The sequence below is a fragment of the Mycobacterium sp. P4_H6 genome (assembly GCF_056400845.1).
The window spans coordinates 56,654-73,459 of the sequence record NZ_JBFUKN010000028.1; the positions used below are offsets into that span (position 1 = coordinate 56,654).

Here is a 16,806-nt window from a genome sequence, read left to right on the forward strand (position 1 = left end):
GATCAGTCCTTGTCCACATCGAAACCCGACGGCTTGCCGGGTACAGCGGCCGAACCGTCGAGCTTCGCGAAGCGCGGTTCGGCACTGAGGTTTTCACTCAGGTCATCGATGACGTCGACATCGGGCAACAGGGGCGCGATATCGGGTAGATCAGCCAGCGATGACAATCCGAGCCGTTCCAGGAACAGCTCGGTGGTGGCGAAAGTGACGGCGCCACTATCGGAATCGTTACCCGCTTCGGTGATCAAACCGCGGGCCACCAGGGTGCGCACCACAGCGTCGACGTTGACGCCGCGCACCGCGCTGACCCGGGCGCGGGTCACGGGCTGACGGTAGGCCACCACGGCCAGTGTCTCCAGAGCGGCGCGGGTCAGCTTGGACCGCGAACCGTCCAGCAACAGCCGCTCCACATACGGGGCGTAGCGGGCGCGGGTGTACATCCGCCAGCCGCCGCCGGCGTCACGCAGATCGATCCCGCTGTCCCGCTCGGTCAGCTCGGCGGCCAGTTCGGCGAGGGTGGCCGCCACCCGGTCTTCCGGGTTGTCGGTGGCCGAGGCCAGGGCCTCGACCGTCACCGGGGTGTCGACCACCAACAGCAGCGCCTCGATGACCGAGCGGAACTCGGCGTCGTCGAGCGCTTCGACCGTGGGTTCCGGGGTCTCATCGGCGATCAACTCGGCGTCCGAATCCGGAGCCGGGTCGACGCCCGGTTCGGTATCGGTCACATCGTTGGTCATGAGTCTTCTTCCACTGCGGCTGCGAGGTGTTCGTTGGTTGGCCGATCTCCGGTCCACGAAACCTGGAGCACACCAAGCGGTTCTACTTGCTCGAATGCTACCGCCCTGGCCCGGTACAGCTCCAATAGCGCCAGGAAGCGGCCGACGATCTCCATCGCGCCGTCGCAGTCCTCGACCAGCTCGGAAAACGACGCCCACTGCCCCACGCCCCGGGCTTCCAGCAGCCCCATCAGGCGTTTGGCCTGCTCGGGCACCGAGACGGACTGGATGTGCAGATGGTCCAGGCGCACCGTCGGGACCGGTCGCGGGGTGAACGCCGTCGCCGCGATCTGAGCGAAGCGATCGGCGTCCACACCCAGCATGACCTCGGGTAACAGCTCTTCGAACTGCGTTTCCAGCGAGACCGCACGCGGGTAGCTGCGCAGCGCGGCGGCCTCCAGTTCGGCGAACATCTCGGCGACGTGCTTGAAGGCGCGGTACTGCAGCAGCCGCGCGAACAACAGGTCGCGCACCTCCAGCAGGGCGAGATCTTCCTCGTCGTGCACCTCGCCGGCCGGCAGCAGCCGGGCGGCTTTGAGGTCCAGCAGTGTGGCAGCAATCACCAGGAACGCCGTCGTCTCGTCGAGCTCGAGCTGGCGGCCGATCTCCTTGGTGTAGGCGATGAACTCGTCGGTCACCTGGTGCAGCGCGACCTCGGTGACATCGAGGCGGTGCCCGAAGATCAGCTGCAGCAGCAGATCGAAGGGTCCCTCGAAGTTGCTCAGCCGGACCTGGAAACCCTGGGCGGCCTCGGGAGCAGCCGCCTCGGTCACGACCCGAACCGGGCGATGACCTCGCGGGCAAGAGCCCGATACGCAAGGGCGCCAGTGGATTTGGGGGCCCAGCTGGTGATCGGCTCACCGGCCACGCTGGTTTCCGGGAAGCGCACGGTGCGGGTGATGACGGTGTCGAACACCAGATCGCCGAACCGCTCGACCACCCGGGCCATCACCTCACGGGCGTTGACGGTGCGGTGGTCGAACCGGGTGACCAGGATGCCGCTGATCTCCAGCTTCGGGTTGAGCCGGTCCTTGACCTTTTCGACCGTGTCGGTGAGCAGGGCCAGCCCGCGCAGCGAGAAGTACTCGCACTCGGTCGGGATGATCACGCCGTCCGAGCAGGCCAGCCCGTTGACGGTGAGCAGGCCCAGCGACGGCTGGCAGTCGATGAGCACGTAGTCGTAGCGATCCAGCACCGGATAGAGGGCCCGGGCCAGTGACTGCTCGCGGCCCACCTCGTTGACCAGCTGGATCTCCGCGGCCGACAGGTCGATATTGCTGGGCACCAGGTCCAGTCCGGGGACCCGGGTGTTGATGATCACCTGTTCGATCGACACCCGCGGCTCGATCAGCAGGTTGTGCACGGTGTGGTCGAGTTCGTAGTGCGGCACCCCGAGTCCGGCGGACAGTGCGCCCTGCGGGTCCAGGTCGACCAGCAGCACCCGCCGGCCGTATTCGGCCAGGCTGGCGCCCAGATTGATGGTCGAGGTGGTCTTCCCGACGCCACCCTTCTGGTTGCACATCGCGATGACCTTGGCGGGGCCGTGCACGCTGCGGGGGCGGGGTTCGGGGATGTCGCGGGGCGGGCGGCCGGTAAGGCCGATCTCCGGGGCCGCGTCGTCTTCGCTCACGCTGCAGCCACGCAGGTCGGGTGGCCCTCATCCATGGCGAACATCGCAGCAGAGTCTAACTGTGGATAACCGTCCAGTACTGCAGACCCGCTGGCTAATGTCGCGGGTATGAGCCTGACCAGACGGCTGCCGTTCCTGCGCTGGTCGTTCATCCGGCTGGCCTGGGGTGTCCGCAACATCACCACCACCGGCCAGGTCGGTGACGGCCGGGAAGCGGCCGCCGCGGACTTCGTGGAGACCAAGGCCCGCCCCGGGGATCTCGACGACGTCATCGCGGCCATCGACCGGTTCGCCTACGAGCACTCCTACCTGATCAACGTCGGCGACGAGAAAGGGCTGCTGCTCGACGACGCCGTTCGCCGGGTGTCCCCGTCGACCGCGCTGGAGCTGGGCACCTACTGCGGATACGGCGCGCTGCGCATCGCCCGGGCCGCACCGCAGGCGCGGGTGTTCTCGGTGGAACTGTCGGCGGGCAACGCCGAGGTGGCCCGCCGGATCTGGGCGCACGCCGGGGTTGCCGACCGGGTCACCTGCGTCGTGGGCACCATCGGTGACGGCGGCGCCACCCTGGATGCCCTGGGCTTCGCGCCCGGGGAACTGGACTTCCTGTTCATCGACCACGACAAGGACGCCTACCTGCCCGATCTGCGCGCCGTCCTGGACCGGGGCTGGCTGCGCACCGGCGCGGTCGTCGTCGCCGACAATGTCGGGATTCCCGGCGCCCCGCGGTACCGCGCCTACATGAAGGAACATCAGGGCACCCTGTGGCGGACCGTCGAGCACAAGACGCACGCCGAGTACCAGACGCTGCTGACCGACCTGGTGCTGGAGTCCGATTACCTGGGCGGTTAGCGGGCCCGCGGGTGCGCCCCGGCCCACACCTCACGCAGGGCGCTGACCGTGACCAGCGTGTAGATCTGCGTAGTGGTGACCGAGGCGTGGCCCAGCAGTTCCTGCACGACGCGCACATCGGCGCCGCCGTCGAGCAGATGGGTGGCGAACGAGTGCCGCATGGTGTGCGGTGAGACCGCCGAGGCGATCCCCGCCGCTTCGGCGGAATCCTGCAGCACCTGCCACGCACTCTGCCGGGACAGCCGGCCACCGCGGGCATTGAGGAAGATGCCCGGCGTGCCCTTGCCGCGCCGCGCCAGATCGGGGCGTCCGCGCACCAGGTAGGTGTCCAGCGCGCTGACCGCGGGCCTGCCGATGGGCACCAGCCGTTGCTTGCCGCCTTTACCGCGCAGCAGCACCGAGCGGGATTCGGTGTCCACATCGTCGATGTCCAGCCCGACGGCCTCGGAGATCCGGGCGCCGGTCGAGTACAGGACTTCCAGCAGCGCGCGGTTACGCAGCGTCAGCGGCCCGTCGGATTCGCGTTCACCGCCGGCGGCCTCCAGCAACGAGACCACCTCGTCGAGGGTGAGGCTCTTGGGCAGCCTCCGACTCGGGGTGGGTGGCTTGACGGCGCGGGCGACGTCGACCTCGACGACGCCTTCGGCGGTGAGGAAGCGGTGCAGCCCGCGCACCGCGACCAGCGTGCGGGCCGCGGACACCGCCGACAGCGCGGTGGTGCCGTTGTCCGGGTCGCCCTTACGCAACGCGATCAGGAAGTCGCTGACATCGGTCTCCCCGACCGCGCGCAGATCGGCGATCCCGCGAGCGGTCAGGTGTTCGGCGTAGCGGCGCAGGTCGCGCCGGTAGGAGCTCAGGGTGTTGGCCGCGACGCCACGCTCGATGGTGAGGTGGTCCAGGTAGCCCTGTATCTGCTCGTCCAGCACCCCCATCGCGGTCGTCACGGTCAGCCCTGTCGGGCCGCGAACGCGTGGGGCAGATCCGTCCACGGGCTGTCGACCGGCCGCAGCGAGGAACGGTCAGTGACCGCGTGGGCAGCCAGGATCCCGGCCACCGCAATCGAATTGACGATCTCACCGGCCAGCACCTGCTGCACCGCCTCATCGAGGGGCAGCCAGTCCAGTGTCAGATCGGCCTCTTCGTGCTCGGCGTCGGGCCGCTCGATCTCGGAGAGCCCGGTGGCCAGGAAGACCCGCACACTTTCGTCGCTGAAGCCGGGTGAGGACACGATGTCGACGAGCACCGACCAGTTCTCGGCGGCCAGGCCGGCTTCCTCGTGCAGTTCCCGCGCGGCGGTCAGTGCCGGGGCTTCCCCGCCCACATCGAGCAGGCCGGCCGGGATCTCCCAGAGCCGGCGCCCCACCGGGTGCCGGTACTGGTAGACCATGGCCACCCGGTCATCGTCATCGAGTGCGACGACGGCCACCGCACCGAAATGCTCGACCACCTCACGTCGTGCCACGGCACCGCCCGGCATGTGCACCTCATCCAGGCGCAGGGCGAGAATCTTTCCGGCGTAGACGGTCTCGCTGGACTGGGTGACGAAATCGTGTTCAGCCACGGTGGGCCGGTTCGGCGTCCTCGTGCTGTTCTGACTCGTGATGCTCGGCACCGTTGGAGCGCGACAGCTGCTCCAGCGGGAGCAGCTCGCCGGCCTTGTAGTCCAGCGCGGCGCCGATGAAGGCGGCGAACAGCGGGTGCGGGCGGGTCGGGCGGCTCTTGAGTTCGGGGTGGGCCTGGGTGCCCACCAGGAACGGATGCACATCGGCACCGTATTCGACGAACTCCACGAGGTGCCCGTCCGGCGAGGTGCCGGAGAATTTGAGGCCGCTCTCGGCGATCCGGTCCCGGTAGAGGTTGTTGACCTCATAGCGGTGCCGGTGCCGTTCGGAGACCTCGGTGGCGCCGTAGGCTTGCGCCACAATGGATCCCGGCTCCAGCACGGCGGGATACGCACCCAGGYGCATGGTGCCGCCCAGGTCGGCCTCACCGGCGACGGCGTCGAGCTGATCGGCCATGGTGGCGATCACCGGGTCCGGGGTGTCCGGATCGAATTCGGCCGAACTGGCCTCGGTGAGCCCCACCGAGCGGGCCGCCTCGATGACGATGCACTGCAGACCCAGGCACAGCCCGAGCACCGGAACGCCGCGCTTGCGGGCGTAGCTGATGGCGCCCAGCTTGCCGTCGATGCCGCGGATGCCGAAGCCGCCGGGAATCAGCACACCGTGCACGTCGTCGAGTGCAGCGATGGCGCCGGCGTCGGTCTCGCAGTCATCGGAGGCGATCCACTGGATGTCGACCTTGGCGTAATGCTTGAACCCACCGGCGCGCAGCGCCTCGGCCACCGACAGATAGGCGTCGGAGAGGTCGATGTACTTGCCCACCAACGCGATCCGCACGGTCTCCTGGGGCTCGTGCACCCGCTGCAGCAGATCGTTCCACTGGGTCCAGTCGACATCGCGGAACGGCAGGTTGAGCTTGCGCACCACGTACGCGTCGAGTTCTTCGCGGTGCAGCACCTTGGGAATGTCGTAGATCGACGGCGCGTCCGGGGTGGAGATGACGCCGTCGATGTCGACGTCGCACATCAGCGCGATCTTGTTCTTCAGTCCCTCGGGGACCTCCCGGTCGCACCGCAGGATCAGTGCGTCGGGGGCGATACCGATGCTGCGCAGCGCGGCCACCGAGTGCTGGGTGGGCTTGGTCTTGAGTTCCCCGGAGGGCTTGAGGAACGGCACCAGCGAGACGTGCAGGAAGAACACGTTGTCGCGGCCGACCTCGTGGCGGACCTGGCGCGCGGCTTCCAGGAACGGCAGGGATTCGATGTCGCCGACGGTGCCGCCGATCTCGGTGATCACCACATCGGGCCGGTGGCCCTTGTCGTCCGCGTCCGACATCGCCAGAATCCGGCGCTTGATCTCATCGGTGATGTGCGGGATCACCTGGACGGTGTCGCCGAGGTATTCGCCGCGGCGCTCCTTGGCGATCACCGAGGAGTACACCTGACCGGTGGTCACGTTGGCCGACCCGGACAGGTCGCGATCCAGGAAGCGCTCATAGTGGCCGACGTCGAGGTCGGTCTCCGCACCGTCTTCGGTGACGAACACCTCACCGTGCTGGAACGGGTTCATGGTGCCGGGATCGACATTGAGGTAGGGATCGAGCTTCTGCATCGTCACCTGCAAACCGCGCGCAGTGAGCAACTGGCCGAGGCTACTGGCCGTCAGGCCTTTACCGAGTGAGGACGCGACACCACCGCTGACGAAGATGTGTTTGGTCGCGGTCTGCGGGTGCTTGCGTAACGATGGCAAGAACAACCTCCGTGGCGATGGGGCGAGTCGATTTTCATCAACTCAGGGCCTGCCGACCCACGGAATCTCACCTTAACACCAGCGCCGACAAGCCGCGCCTGACGCGCCGGGTGTTGTGGCTTACTGCGGGACGGTGACGGAGTTCGCGCCCTGGCCGATGCCGTACCGGCCGGGCTGCCCGCCGCGCAGCAGATCGCTCAGCGCCAGGGCCGCGGTGATGCGTCCGGACTCGAGGTCCACGTCGTCGACCGTGCTGACCGCTGCAGCCAGGCCGGCATCCGAACGGGTCACCGCGACGGCCGCGGTTCCGGTCGCCGATCCGTCGCGTCCGGCGAGCACGATGCCCCCGCCGTGCGGGGCCAGGCCGGCGGCGAAACGCGCCACGGTGGTCCCCCGGTTACCCGCGTCATCACCGAGCGAGCCCCCGGTGATGATGACGGCGGTGTCCGCGGCCTCGATACCCTGCGCGTCGTAGGTGATGAATCCGGTGTCCCGCAGGGTCGCCAGCACGGTCTCGCGCTGATCTTCGGGGACGGCCTGCTCCTTGCCCCGCAACAGCGCGATCCCGAGCAGATCACCGGCCTGAGAGCCCTGGTCCACCGAGGCGGTGCTCAGCTGCCGGCCCACCGGCACGATCGGTGAATTGACCACCGACAGCAGTTTTTCCGAGGAGTTCGCATCGACGAACTGCGGGGTCAGGGCAATGGTTGCGGTGGTGGTGGCACCGCCCTGCCCGACCAGTCGCACGACGGCGTCCACATCGTCGTCGGCGGCGTCGGGGGTCCGGAAGATCACCACCGATTTGTCCCGCAGGGTGTCGCGCAGGATGCGCGGCGCCACGATCCCGTCGAACTCCCCTGCCGCGCTGAGCTTCTCGTTGAGTTCGTTCTTCTCGTCGGTCAGCGTCTCGATCTCGGTGTGGAGGTCGGCCTTGTCACTGCGCAACCCGGACACCACCGTGTCGGAGAACAGCCCGGAGCCCAGCACCACCCCCACCGCCAGGGCGAGGAAGACCGCGGCCAGCGAAATGGCATGCGTGCGCAGCGAAATCATGATGCAACCCTTCGGAAGGATTCAGGGTGTCGCGGGAGCTAGGACACCAAGCCCTGGGCCCAGAGCAGGAAGCGGTTCCAGTAGTCGACGACCCAGTCGATCACGGTCGCGTCGACCCGGGTCACCCACAGCGCAACGATCACCGCGACCAGCATCGCGAGTACCAGCAGGGCGATCGCGCCGGCCGAGACCCGGCTGCGGTAGAGGGTGGCGACGGCCTTGGCGTCGACGAGTTTCTCGCCGACCTTGAGCCGGGTCAGGAATGTCGAGGGGTTGCTCTGCTGACGGGACCGGTCGAAGAATTCTTCGATGGTGGCACTGTGGCCTGCGGTGACGATCAGCGACGCGCCGTGGTGGTGGCACAGCAGCAGCGCCAGGTCGGCGGCCGATCCGGCGGCCGGGAACGTCATGGCGCCGACTCCGAGATCCTGGATGCGTTCCAGGCCGGGGGCGTGACCGTCGGCGTCGGCGGGCAGCACGACCTGGGCACCGCAGCGCAGCGCGTCGGTGCTGATGGTGCTCGGATCACCGACGATGAGCGCGGGCCGATACCCGGCCTTGCGCAGCAGATCGGCTCCGGCGCCGACCCCGACCAGCACCGGCTGGTACTCCTTGATGAACGGCTTGAGCGCCTTCAGGTCGTCGGCGGCGGTGGGTCCCTCGGCGACCACCACGACATGCCTGCGGTCCATGTCGACATCGATGTCGGGGATGCCCATCCCGTCGATCAGCAGCGGGCTCTCGCTGCGGATGAACTCGATGGTGTTGCCGGCGRAGGCTTCCAGGTGTGCGACGAGCCCGCTCTTGGCTTCCACCATGAGCTCGTGGATCTCCAGATCGGTGCGCTCGGTACCGAGCCCGATGCGGCGGTCTCCGGAGTAGACGCCGCCGTTGTTGATCCGGATGCGCGCGCCGTCCTTGATCTTCTTGAAGATCTCGGGTCCCGCTTCGTCGATGAGGACGATGCCGTTGGCCACCAGAACCTCGGGACCGAGGTTGGGGTAGCGACCCGAGATGGACGGCGAGGCGTTGACGACGCCGGCGACCTCCGCCTCCACGAGTGCGTCCGCGGTGATGCGGTCGAGGTCCTGTGCATCGAGGACGACGATGTCGCCGGGCCCGATGCGCCGGAGCAATCGGTCAATGTCGCGGTCAACGCGGGCAGTACCGATGACGCCCGGCTTTGAGCTGGCATTACGCGATAGCAACGCTGACATCTTCATGCGGCGATTCTGGCGATAAACCCTCAAGTTGAGGTGGAGGCGCGCCGTAACACCAGCCCCATAAGTTTTCTTTTGTCACATCTGCAACATCAACACGATCTCAATCCCGCCTCGCCGCGTAGTGCCGGGCGGCCTTGGCGCGGTTGCCACAGGTGGTCATCGAATGCCACCGCCGGGTGCCGTTTTTCGACGTGTCGTGGAACCAGAGCACGCAGTGCTCGTGGGCGCATTGTTTGATGCGGTCGGGGGCCCGGGCGAGCAGGCGCAGCAGATCGTCGGCGGCCAGCCAGCCCGGCAGCCACTCCGGACGCGCCACATCGGCCTCCTCGCGCGGGCCGCTCTCGGCCAGCAGGCGACGGACCCGTCCGTGATCCAGTACCGCGTTCAACTCGTCGACCTCGTCCTCGGCCACCGCGCGCAGCAGCGCCTCGCGAGCGCGCACCAACGCCACCCGCGTCTTCTCATCGGCCGGGCAGCGCTCATCCAGATCGTTGGCCACCAGCCAGGAACGCAGGCCGGCCACGTCGGTGAGCAGGTCACGCGGCCCGTCGGGCGACATCCAGACGGTGTTGAGCAGATCCAGCGCGAGGGGTTCCCCGACGTGCGGACGCGGATCATTCATGATCCCAGCGTAACGCACTAACTACTGAAACCAGGATAGATGGTTGACACGACAGCCGAACCGTCCTAACCTGTGAAGGGACTTATACCGGTTACATGGAGGATCAGGATGAGTACAGCCACCGCCCCGCAGCTCGCTCCCGGCCACGTCGGGCTCAACGTCACCGACCTCACCCGGTCGGTGGACTTCTACCGGCGCGCACTGGGTTTCGAACAGATCGGGATCAACGACGAGGGCGACCGCCGCTTCGCCTTCCTGGGCTTCGACGGCAACCTGCGCCTCACGTTGTGGCAACAGAGCGACGGCGAGTTCTCCACCCGGACACCCGGCCTGCACCACCTGTCCTTTCAGGTCGACAGCATCGAGCAGGTGCGGACCGTGGAGCGCGCGCTCAAGGCGCTGGGCGTCACGTTCGCCCACGACGGTGTGGTTGCCCACGGGGAGGGTGCGTCCTCGGGAGGCATCTTCTTCACCGACCCGGACGGCATCCGGCTTGAGGTCTTCGCGCCGAACGGTGCCGAGGCCGAGCCCGCGCCCGCCGGTGAGTCACCCACCTGCGGATTCTTCTGAGCCGTCCGATGACCGTCTATCACGCGGGCGAGCTCGCGGTACAGCAGCGCCTGGGCCAGAGTGAAATCGCCGCACGTCTCGGTCGGATGGTCCGCGACGAGATCCCGCAGGCTGCGGCCGAATTCCTGGCCGACCAACCGATGGTCGTGCTTGCCGCGRCCGACGACGCCGGCCGGATCTGGGCGAGCCTGCTGACCGGCCCGCCCGGATTCGTGCACGTCACCGACGAGCAGATCGCCGTCGACGCGCTGCCCGTCACCGGCGACCCGCTGCACGACGTGCTGACCGCGACCCCGCACCGGGTCGGCATGATCGCGGTACAGCCGCAAACCAGGCGCCGCATGCGGGTCAACGGCGTCGCCGTCCCGACCGGCGCCGGCCTGCTGATCCAGCCCGACCAGGTGTACTCGAACTGCCCGAAGTACATCTCCCGCAGGCATATCGAAGGCGTGGCGGGTGTGTCCGACGATCACGTGCGGCGCCAGGCCCATGCCCTGGACGCGCGCACCGGGCAGATCGTGTCCGCCACCGACACCTTCTTCATCGGGTCCGCGGATACCGAAGGCAACGCCGATGCTTCGCACCGCGGCGGCAATCCGGGCTTCCTGCAGGTACTTTCGCCGAACCGGCTGCGCTGGCCGGACTACCGCGGCAACTCGATGTTCATGACGTTGGGCAATATCAGCGCCAACCCACGGGCCGGACTGCTGATCCCGGACTGGGACGCCGGGACCACCCTGCAGCTCACCGGCACCGCGGAGATCATCTGGGAGAGCGGGCCCGGAGCACAGTGCGCAGTCGAGTTCAGCATCGAGGAGGTCGTGGAACTGGCCGATGTCAGCCCGTTGCGCTGGAGCGGCGCGGAACTGTCTCCCGCCAACCCGGCCTGACTACTCTTCGCGGTCGCGCTGGGCGGACTCCCACAGCTCACGCGCATGTGCCCGGCCGCTGTCGGTGTCGCCGAGCCCGGCCAGCATGCGGGCCAGCTCGGCCACCCGGTCTTCGTCCTGCAGACGCACCACGCGGCTGGACTTCGGACCGCTCTCCACCACCAGATGGGTGTCGGCGTAGGCGGCCACCTGCGGCAGGTGGGTGACGACGATGACCTGATGGGTGCGGGCCAGCCGGGCCAAGCGGCGACCGATCTGCACCGCGGCGCGTCCGCCGACGCCGGCGTCGACCTCGTCGAACACCATCGTGGTGCCCTCCGCCGACGCAGACAGCACCACCTCCAGGGCCAGCATGACGCGCGACAGCTCACCGCCGGAGGCACTCTTGGCCAGCGGCAGCAGTTCGGTGCCGCGGTGCGCGGCGAACCCGAACTCGACTGCGTCGACCCCGTGCTGCCCGGCGTGCGCGGACACGCCACCGGCCAGCGTGATCGGTGCGGAGTCATCAGCTCGGGCCGCCAACGGCGCCAACGAGATACCGAAATCGGCTCCCGTCATCGCCAGCCCGGACAACTCGGCGGTGACCGCCTTGGACAGCCCTTTGGCCGCCTTGGTGCGGGCCTTGGTGAGGTCGGCGGCCGCGGCGACCACCTTGGCCTGCAGGTCATCGACACGTTGCTGCAGCCCCGCCAGCGCCTCCTCGGAGACGTCGAGCTGGGACAGCCGGTCCCGCGATTCCTTCGCCCAGGCCAGCACGGCGTCGATATCGGCACCGTACTTGCGGGTCAATCCGCGCAGCTCGCTCTGCCGGGCCAGTTTGCCTTCCAGCGTGCTGGCGTCGCTGGGCAGTTCGGACAGGAAATCGCCGAGTTCGGTCGACACATCGGCGATGACGGCGACCGCTTCTGCCAGCCGGTCCCCCAACGCCTGCAGGGCGCTGTCATCGGTGCCCTGCAGGGCGGCCCTGGCCGAGGCGACATTGGCCGCCGCCGAGGCCGCGTCGGTGCCGTCATCGTCGGGCGGACCTGCCAGCGCGGCGCGTGCCCCGGCGGCGGACTCGCGCAGCGCATCGAGTTCGGAGAGCCGCCGGATGTCGGCGACAAGCGCGTCGTCCTCGCCCGGCGCCGGGTCGACGGTGTCGATCTCGTTGAGCCCGAAGGTCAGCCGGTCCGCCTCGAGCGCGAGTTCGCGGGCCCGCTGCGTGCGGTCGATGAGGTCGCGGCGTGCGGTCAGCCACTCCTCCCGCAGCGCCCGGTACTTGCGTAGCGGTGTGCTGACGTCGGCGAACCGGTCCAGCGCAACGCGTTGCTCATCGGGGCGCATCAGCCGCAGCTGATCGTTCTGTCCGTGCAATGCCAGCAGCTCGTTGGTGAAGCCGCTCAGCGATTTCGCCGGCACGCTGCGCCCGCCGAGGTAGGCCCGCGACGGACCCTCACGGCTGACCGACCGCGCCGCGATGATGCTGTCGTCGTCGTCGCGGTCGGCACCGGAGGATTCCAGGATCTCATCGATACGCCCGGTGACATCGTCACCGAGATCGGTTGTGGCGAAACGGCCTTCCACCACGGCCCGATCGGCACCGGTGCGTACCCGGCTGGCATCGGCCCGCGCGCCGCCGAGCAGGTGCAGACCGGTCACCACCATCGTCTTGCCTGCGCCGGTCTCGCCGGTCAGCACGGTCAGGCCGCGATCGAACTCGGCGGTCGCCGAGCTGATCGCACCCAGGGAATCGATGCGTATCTCGGAGAGCACTACTGGCCGCGCCATCCGGTGACGGGCAGCCGGAACTTGCGCACCAGCCGGTCGGTGAACGGCGCACTGTCCAGTCGCACCCACTTCAGCGAGGTCTCGCAGCGGGTCACCTCCAGGCGCGCGCCCGCCGGCACGATCATCTTGCGCCGGCCATCACAGAAGGCCACCGCATCGTTGCCGCTCGCCTCGATCTCGATGGCGATGGAGGCGTCCGGGCTGGTGACCATCGGCCGCGCGAACAGCGCGTGGGCGTTGTTGGGCACCACCAGGATCGCCTCGAGATCGGGCCACAGGATCGGCCCGCCCGCCGAGAAGGCGTACGCGGTGGAACCGGTGGGCGTCGAGACCAGCACACCGTCGCACCCGAAGCCGGACACCGGTCGGCCGTCGACCTCCAGCACCACGCCCAGCACTCCGAGTCGCGGTCCCTTTTCCAGGCTGGCCTCGTTGAGCGCCCAGCCGTGGTCGAGAATCTCGCCGCCGCCCGCGCGGACCACGATGTCCAGGGTCATCCGCTTCTCGACGCGGTAGTCGCGGGCGATGACGTGGTCGAGGACCTCGTCGAGGGCCTCGTGCTCGGCTTCGGCCAGGAAGCCGATGCGACCGAGGTTCAGACCCAGCACCGGGATCTCGGCGTTGCGGGCCAGTTCGGCGGCGCGCAGGAACGTGCCGTCACCACCGAGGGCGAGCACCAGTTCGCAGCCCTCGGCGGCCTGCTCGTCGGCGTCGACCACCTCGATGTCCACGCCCAGCGCCCGGATCTCATCGGGTGCCAGGTGCAGCGACCCACGGTCGACCGCTTCGGCGGTCAGCACCCGCAGGCCGATGCCGTGTTCACCGAGCACCTTTTCCACCCGGCGGGCGGTCTCGGTGGCCTCGTCACGCCCGGTGTGCACGACGACCAGGACGGATCGTTCGGATGTCATTGCGGCCCTTCGTCGATCGCACGAGCAACAGCACGTTCCAGGTCTTCACCGAGCAGTGGCTCCTCGGTGTCGGCCCGGAATCGCAGGAAGAACTCCACATTGCCGGACGGACCCGGCAGTGGGCTGGCAGTGACAGCGACTGTGTGCCATTGCAATTCGGCGGCGCGGTGCGCGACGGCCAGTACCGCCTCGGCGCGCAGCGCCGGATCCGAGACGACGCCACCGGCGCCGACCCGGTCCTTGCCGACCTCGAACTGTGGTTTCACCATCGGGACGATATCGGCGTCTCGGTGGCAGCACGCGGTGAGCGCGGGCAGCACGGTGGCCAGCGAGATGAACGACAGGTCGGCGACCACCAGGTCGACCGGGCCGCCGATGGCCTCCGGGGTGAGGGTCCGGACGTTCGTGCGTTCCAGCACATGAACCCGTTCATCGGAGCGCAGCGACCACGCGAGCTGTCCGTACCCGACATCGGCGGCGACGGTCTCGGCGGCACCCCGGTCCAGCAGGACCTCGGTGAAACCGCCGGTCGATGCCCCGGCATCCAGGCACCGGCGGCCCTCGACGGACACACCGAAGGCGTCGAGCGCCCCGATCAGTTTGTGCGCGCCCCGCGATACCCAGGTGCGTTCATCGGCGGCGACGGTGAGGTTCGCGTCCACCGACACCGCGGTGGCGGGTTTGGCCGCCGGCATGCCGTCGATGCGGACCCGTCCCGCGCCGATCAGTTCGGCGGCCTGCTGCCGTGACCTGGCCAGTCCGCGCCGCACCAGTTCGGCGTCCACCCGCGCTCGTCGCGTCATCGGGTCAGCGCCCCCGGATCGCGTCGCCCCGGCCCTCCACCGATTCCAGGGCGCGGACCAGCAGGTCGTGCGCCTCTTCCAGGCGCGCTGCGACGGCGTCGATTTCGGAGTCCTCCAGCCCGCCGGATTCGATATCCGGCAGGTCTGCCAACAGTGCCGCAATCTGGGTGCGGATCTGCTCAGGATCGGTACTCATATCGCTGATCACGCTAGCCGATGCGGTCAGGTGAGCAGCGACCAGCGTTGCAGTGCGGCGCGCGCCGTGTCGTCGCCGGCCGCGACGGCGACGCTGTTGCCGCCGGCCCACACCGCGTGCGCCGTGGCCCGCACGATGCTCAGCGGATCGCCGGCGTCGGCGCCGGTGGACCGCACGGTGAGCGTCGATCCGCTGGTCTCGATCTGCCATGCCGGGTGCGCGGCGATCCGCAGAACCTCGGCATCGGTGTGCAGTGCGCGCAGGTCCTCGGACAGGAAATCGGGGCGGCTGCCGGGCGCCGCGTGCACCATGTCGGCGGCGTTGTTCACACCGGTGAGCACCATGAGGCTGGGCAGTCCCGCGGCGTTGGCGCCCTCGATGTCGGTGTCCAGGCGGTCGCCGATCACCAGCGGTGTCGTGAAATCACCCCGGGCCAGCGCGTCGTTCATCAACGTCGGGGCCGGCTTGCCGGCGACCTGAGGTTCGACATCGGTGGCGGTGCACAGCGCGGCGACCATGGAGCCGTTGCCGGGCAGCAGTCCGCGCTCGGACGGCAGCGTGCGGTCCACATTGGCCGCGACCCACAGGGCGCCGGCCCGGATCGCCAGGGCGGCCTCGGACAGGATGGGCCAGCCCGTCTCCGGGTTGTGGCCCTGCACGACTGCGACGGGGTTCTCGTCGAACGCCCGGACCGGTTTCAGGCCGACGGCGACGATCTCGGCCGCCAACGACTCGGTACCGACGACCAGGACGGTGGCGCCGGCGGGCAGTTGGCTCGCCAGCATCCGGGCGGCGCTCTGCGCGCTGGTGACGACGTCGTCGGCCTGGGCGTGGAAGCCGAGTTCGCAAAGGTGACCGGCGACCTCGGCCGCCGAGCGCGACGCGTTGTTGGTGACGTACAGGGTGCGGGCGTCCAGCGCGGCCAGACTGTCCACCGCGCCGGTGGTGGGTTCGTGGCCGCGGAACACGGTGCCGTCGAGATCCAGGAGCAGGCAGTCATGCTCCTGTGCCAAGGTGCCCATCTCAGGTCAGCTCGGTGAGACGTTCTTCGGCGTCGGTGACACCTTCGACGTCGACCGCGGCGGCGTTGATGAAGGCCTGCACCGCGGCATCGGTGCGGCCGAGTGCGAGCAGCGTCTCGGCATAGACGTAGAACAGCCGGGCGCTGGTGATGCCGAGGCGGGTGGTATCCAGGGGCGGGCTGGAAAGCAGCGCCAGGGCCTGTTCGTGCTGTCCGAGATCGGATCGCGCGCCCGCCACCACGATGCGCAGTTCGTCGGCGTCATCGCCGGTGAGCTGCAGGGCCTCTTCGCTACGGGCCAACTCGACGGCGCGTTCCGGGCGCCCCACACCGCGTTCGCAGTCGGCGATCAACGGCAGCAGGGCGGACTTGCTGCCCATCCGGCGGGCGGCACGCAGTTCGGCGAGCGCCTGCGCCCAGTCGCCGCAGTAATAGGCCGCGATACCCACGGCCTCGCGGACGGCGGCGATGCGACCGGAGCGGGCACGTGCGGCACGCGCATGTTCCAGCGCAGCGGCGGGATCGTCTTCGAGGAGTTCCCCGGCAGCCACCAGGTGGCGGGCCACGACGTCGGCCGTGGACTTGTCCAGGGTGATGAGTTCACTGCGGATTTCCGGGGAAAGCTGCTTGGCTTCGATCTCGGGTGGAATGCGCGGTCCGACCGGTTGGTCTTCGCCGTTCTGGTCCCGCCGGCGACTGGGGCCCGAGGACCATGGCGGACTCGGCCGATCACGGTTGCCCCGAGGTGCGCCACCACTCGCGCCGGAGCGCTGCGCGCCGTTGGCGCCCGGGCGGTACCCGCTGTTCCCGCCGGCGCGCGGACCGTCGCCCGTCGCCCGGCGGGGTCGCCGTTCGTCGCTGCCGCCTTGTCTGTCCTCGGCCACAGTCGCCTTCCTGATCGATCAACCGTCTTTCCGAAAGGATAGCCGGGTGCCGGCGAAACGAGACAGTTGCATAAATATCAACCATTCTCGGCCAATTAATTCGCCTCGATGAATGGTCGATTGTTTTCCATATACACAAATGCCCGAGCCCCCCAATTGGTGTGTTTGGGGGGCTCGGGTCTTAATGTGTGTTCGGCGGTGTCCTACTTTTCCACCCTTTTGGGTAGTATCATTGGCGCTGGTAGGCTTAGCTTCCGGGTTCGGGATGGGACCGGGCGTTTCCCTGCCGCTATGGCC

18 protein-coding genes and 1 rRNA gene are annotated in these 16,806 nt (G+C 68.6%); 3 read left to right on the top strand and 16 right to left on the bottom strand.

Going from position 1 to position 16,806, the window contains the following annotated elements:
- Positions 1–2: 2 nt before the first annotated feature.
- From scpB to AC1DTF_RS14090, 3 genes are read right to left on the bottom strand one after another with little or no spacing between them, the layout of a single operon-like run.
- Positions 3–737 carry an SMC-Scp complex subunit ScpB gene (gene scpB, locus AC1DTF_RS14080; RefSeq protein ID WP_477474508.1) on the bottom strand — a complete coding sequence of 245 codons (735 nt, stop codon included), beginning with the start codon at positions 735–737 and terminating at the stop codon, positions 3–5.
- Positions 734–1,549, bottom strand: coding sequence for a segregation/condensation protein A (locus AC1DTF_RS14085; protein WP_057166168.1), 816 nt, complete (start codon positions 1,547–1,549; stop codon positions 734–736). Before AC1DTF_RS14085 ends, scpB begins: the two co-directional genes overlap by 4 nt.
- Complete coding sequence (locus AC1DTF_RS14090) at positions 1,546–2,406, bottom strand: ParA family protein (RefSeq protein WP_200962084.1); 861 nt, start codon at positions 2,404–2,406, stop codon at positions 1,546–1,548. Before AC1DTF_RS14090 ends, AC1DTF_RS14085 begins: the two co-directional genes overlap by 4 nt.
- A gap of 108 nt (positions 2,407–2,514) precedes the next feature.
- Here AC1DTF_RS14090 and AC1DTF_RS14095 point away from each other — a divergent pair, with 108 nt between their 5' ends.
- Positions 2,515–3,258, top strand: coding sequence for an O-methyltransferase (locus AC1DTF_RS14095; protein ID WP_477474509.1), 744 nt, complete (start codon positions 2,515–2,517; stop codon positions 3,256–3,258).
- Here the strand turns inward: AC1DTF_RS14095 and xerD are convergent.
- The 6 genes from xerD to AC1DTF_RS14125 all read right to left on the bottom strand — a co-directional run bounded on the left by xerD (position 3,255) and on the right by AC1DTF_RS14125 (position 9,467).
- On the bottom strand, positions 3,255–4,190 hold the full coding sequence (xerD, locus tag AC1DTF_RS14100) for a site-specific tyrosine recombinase XerD (protein ID WP_057166202.1): 936 nt from the start codon (positions 4,188–4,190) through the stop codon (positions 3,255–3,257). The two genes, AC1DTF_RS14095 and xerD, sit on opposite strands and share 4 nt — an antisense overlap.
- Before the next feature lie 14 nt (positions 4,191–4,204).
- The gene (locus AC1DTF_RS14105) at positions 4,205–4,819 is read right to left on the bottom strand and encodes an NUDIX domain-containing protein (protein ID WP_477474510.1); all 615 of its coding nucleotides are present in this window, start codon (positions 4,817–4,819) and stop codon (positions 4,205–4,207) included.
- A complete protein-coding gene (locus tag AC1DTF_RS14110; protein ID WP_477474511.1) occupies positions 4,812–6,569 on the bottom strand; it encodes a CTP synthase in 1,758 nt (585 codons plus the stop codon). The genes AC1DTF_RS14105 and AC1DTF_RS14110 overlap by 8 nt, the downstream gene beginning before the upstream one ends.
- 120 nt (positions 6,570–6,689) lie before the next feature.
- Positions 6,690–7,622, bottom strand: a complete 933-nt coding sequence (locus tag AC1DTF_RS14115) for a copper transporter (protein ID WP_477474512.1) — start codon at positions 7,620–7,622, stop codon at positions 6,690–6,692.
- 38 nt (positions 7,623–7,660) lie between these two features.
- Positions 7,661–8,845, bottom strand: a complete 1,185-nt coding sequence (gene steA, locus AC1DTF_RS14120) for a putative cytokinetic ring protein SteA (RefSeq protein ID WP_477474513.1) — start codon at positions 8,843–8,845, stop codon at positions 7,661–7,663.
- A 100-nt stretch (positions 8,846–8,945) separates the two neighbouring features.
- Positions 8,946–9,467, bottom strand: a complete 522-nt coding sequence (locus AC1DTF_RS14125; protein ID WP_477474514.1) for a CGNR zinc finger domain-containing protein — start codon at positions 9,465–9,467, stop codon at positions 8,946–8,948.
- A gap of 108 nt (positions 9,468–9,575) precedes the next feature.
- Here AC1DTF_RS14125 and AC1DTF_RS14130 point away from each other — a divergent pair, with 108 nt between their 5' ends.
- Together AC1DTF_RS14130 and AC1DTF_RS14135 are read left to right on the top strand one after the other, a co-directional pair.
- On the top strand, positions 9,576–10,037 hold the full coding sequence (locus AC1DTF_RS14130; protein WP_477474515.1) for a VOC family protein: 462 nt from the start codon (positions 9,576–9,578) through the stop codon (positions 10,035–10,037).
- A gap of 8 nt (positions 10,038–10,045) precedes the next feature.
- The gene (locus AC1DTF_RS14135) at positions 10,046–10,927 is read left to right on the top strand and encodes a pyridoxamine 5'-phosphate oxidase family protein (protein WP_477474516.1); all 882 of its coding nucleotides are present in this window, start codon (positions 10,046–10,048) and stop codon (positions 10,925–10,927) included.
- On the opposite strand, the gene recN is transcribed toward AC1DTF_RS14135, so the two are convergent.
- The 7 genes from recN to rrf all read right to left on the bottom strand — a co-directional run.
- The gene (gene recN / locus AC1DTF_RS14140) at positions 10,928–12,679 is read right to left on the bottom strand and encodes a DNA repair protein RecN (protein WP_477474524.1); all 1,752 of its coding nucleotides are present in this window, start codon (positions 12,677–12,679) and stop codon (positions 10,928–10,930) included.
- Entirely contained in the window at positions 12,679–13,605 is a 927-nt protein-coding gene (locus tag AC1DTF_RS14145; protein ID WP_057166178.1) for an NAD kinase, read from the bottom strand. Before AC1DTF_RS14145 ends, recN begins: the two co-directional genes overlap by 1 nt.
- Positions 13,602–14,408 carry a TlyA family RNA methyltransferase gene (locus AC1DTF_RS14150; protein WP_477474517.1) on the bottom strand — a complete coding sequence of 269 codons (807 nt, stop codon included), beginning with the start codon at positions 14,406–14,408 and terminating at the stop codon, positions 13,602–13,604. Before AC1DTF_RS14150 ends, AC1DTF_RS14145 begins: the two co-directional genes overlap by 4 nt.
- Positions 14,409–14,412: 4 nt before the next feature.
- Positions 14,413–14,604, bottom strand: coding sequence for a hypothetical protein (locus tag AC1DTF_RS14155; RefSeq protein WP_057166204.1), 192 nt, complete (start codon positions 14,602–14,604; stop codon positions 14,413–14,415).
- A gap of 26 nt (positions 14,605–14,630) precedes the next feature.
- Entirely contained in the window at positions 14,631–15,626 is a 996-nt protein-coding gene (locus AC1DTF_RS14160; protein WP_477474518.1) for an HAD-IIA family hydrolase, read from the bottom strand.
- A 1-nt stretch (position 15,627) separates the two neighbouring features.
- Positions 15,628–16,509 (bottom strand): tetratricopeptide repeat protein, encoded by an 882-nt coding sequence (locus tag AC1DTF_RS14165; protein ID WP_477474519.1) that lies wholly within the window; start codon positions 16,507–16,509, stop codon positions 15,628–15,630.
- 190 nt (positions 16,510–16,699) lie between these two features.
- Positions 16,700–16,806 (bottom strand): 5S ribosomal RNA (gene rrf, locus AC1DTF_RS14170); the annotation flags it as partial.

Excerpts from the sequence above, each read along its gene's own strand:
- AC1DTF_RS14095 (WP_477474509.1), top strand. The coding sequence starts at position 2,515 with ATGAGCCTGACCAGACGGCTGCCGTTCCTGCGCTGGTCGTTCATCCGG.
- AC1DTF_RS14125 (WP_477474514.1), bottom strand. The coding sequence starts at position 9,467 with ATGAATGATCCGCGTCCGCACGTCGGGGAACCCCTCGCGCTGGATCTG.
- AC1DTF_RS14160 (WP_477474518.1), bottom strand. The coding sequence starts at position 15,626 with ATGGGCACCTTGGCACAGGAGCATGACTGCCTGCTCCTGGATCTCGAC.
- AC1DTF_RS14115 (WP_477474512.1), bottom strand. The coding sequence starts at position 7,622 with ATGATTTCGCTGCGCACGCATGCCATTTCGCTGGCCGCGGTCTTCCTC.
- xerD (WP_057166202.1), bottom strand. The coding sequence starts at position 4,190 with ATGGGGGTGCTGGACGAGCAGATACAGGGCTACCTGGACCACCTCACC.
- AC1DTF_RS14130 (WP_477474515.1), top strand. The coding sequence starts at position 9,576 with ATGAGTACAGCCACCGCCCCGCAGCTCGCTCCCGGCCACGTCGGGCTC.
- AC1DTF_RS14155 (WP_057166204.1), bottom strand. The coding sequence starts at position 14,604 with ATGAGTACCGATCCTGAGCAGATCCGCACCCAGATTGCGGCACTGTTG.
- scpB (WP_477474508.1), bottom strand. The coding sequence starts at position 737 with ATGACCAACGATGTGACCGATACCGAACCGGGCGTCGACCCGGCTCCG.
- AC1DTF_RS14150 (WP_477474517.1), bottom strand. The coding sequence starts at position 14,408 with ATGACGCGACGAGCGCGGGTGGACGCCGAACTGGTGCGGCGCGGACTG.
- AC1DTF_RS14145 (WP_057166178.1), bottom strand. The coding sequence starts at position 13,605 with ATGACATCCGAACGATCCGTCCTGGTCGTCGTGCACACCGGGCGTGAC.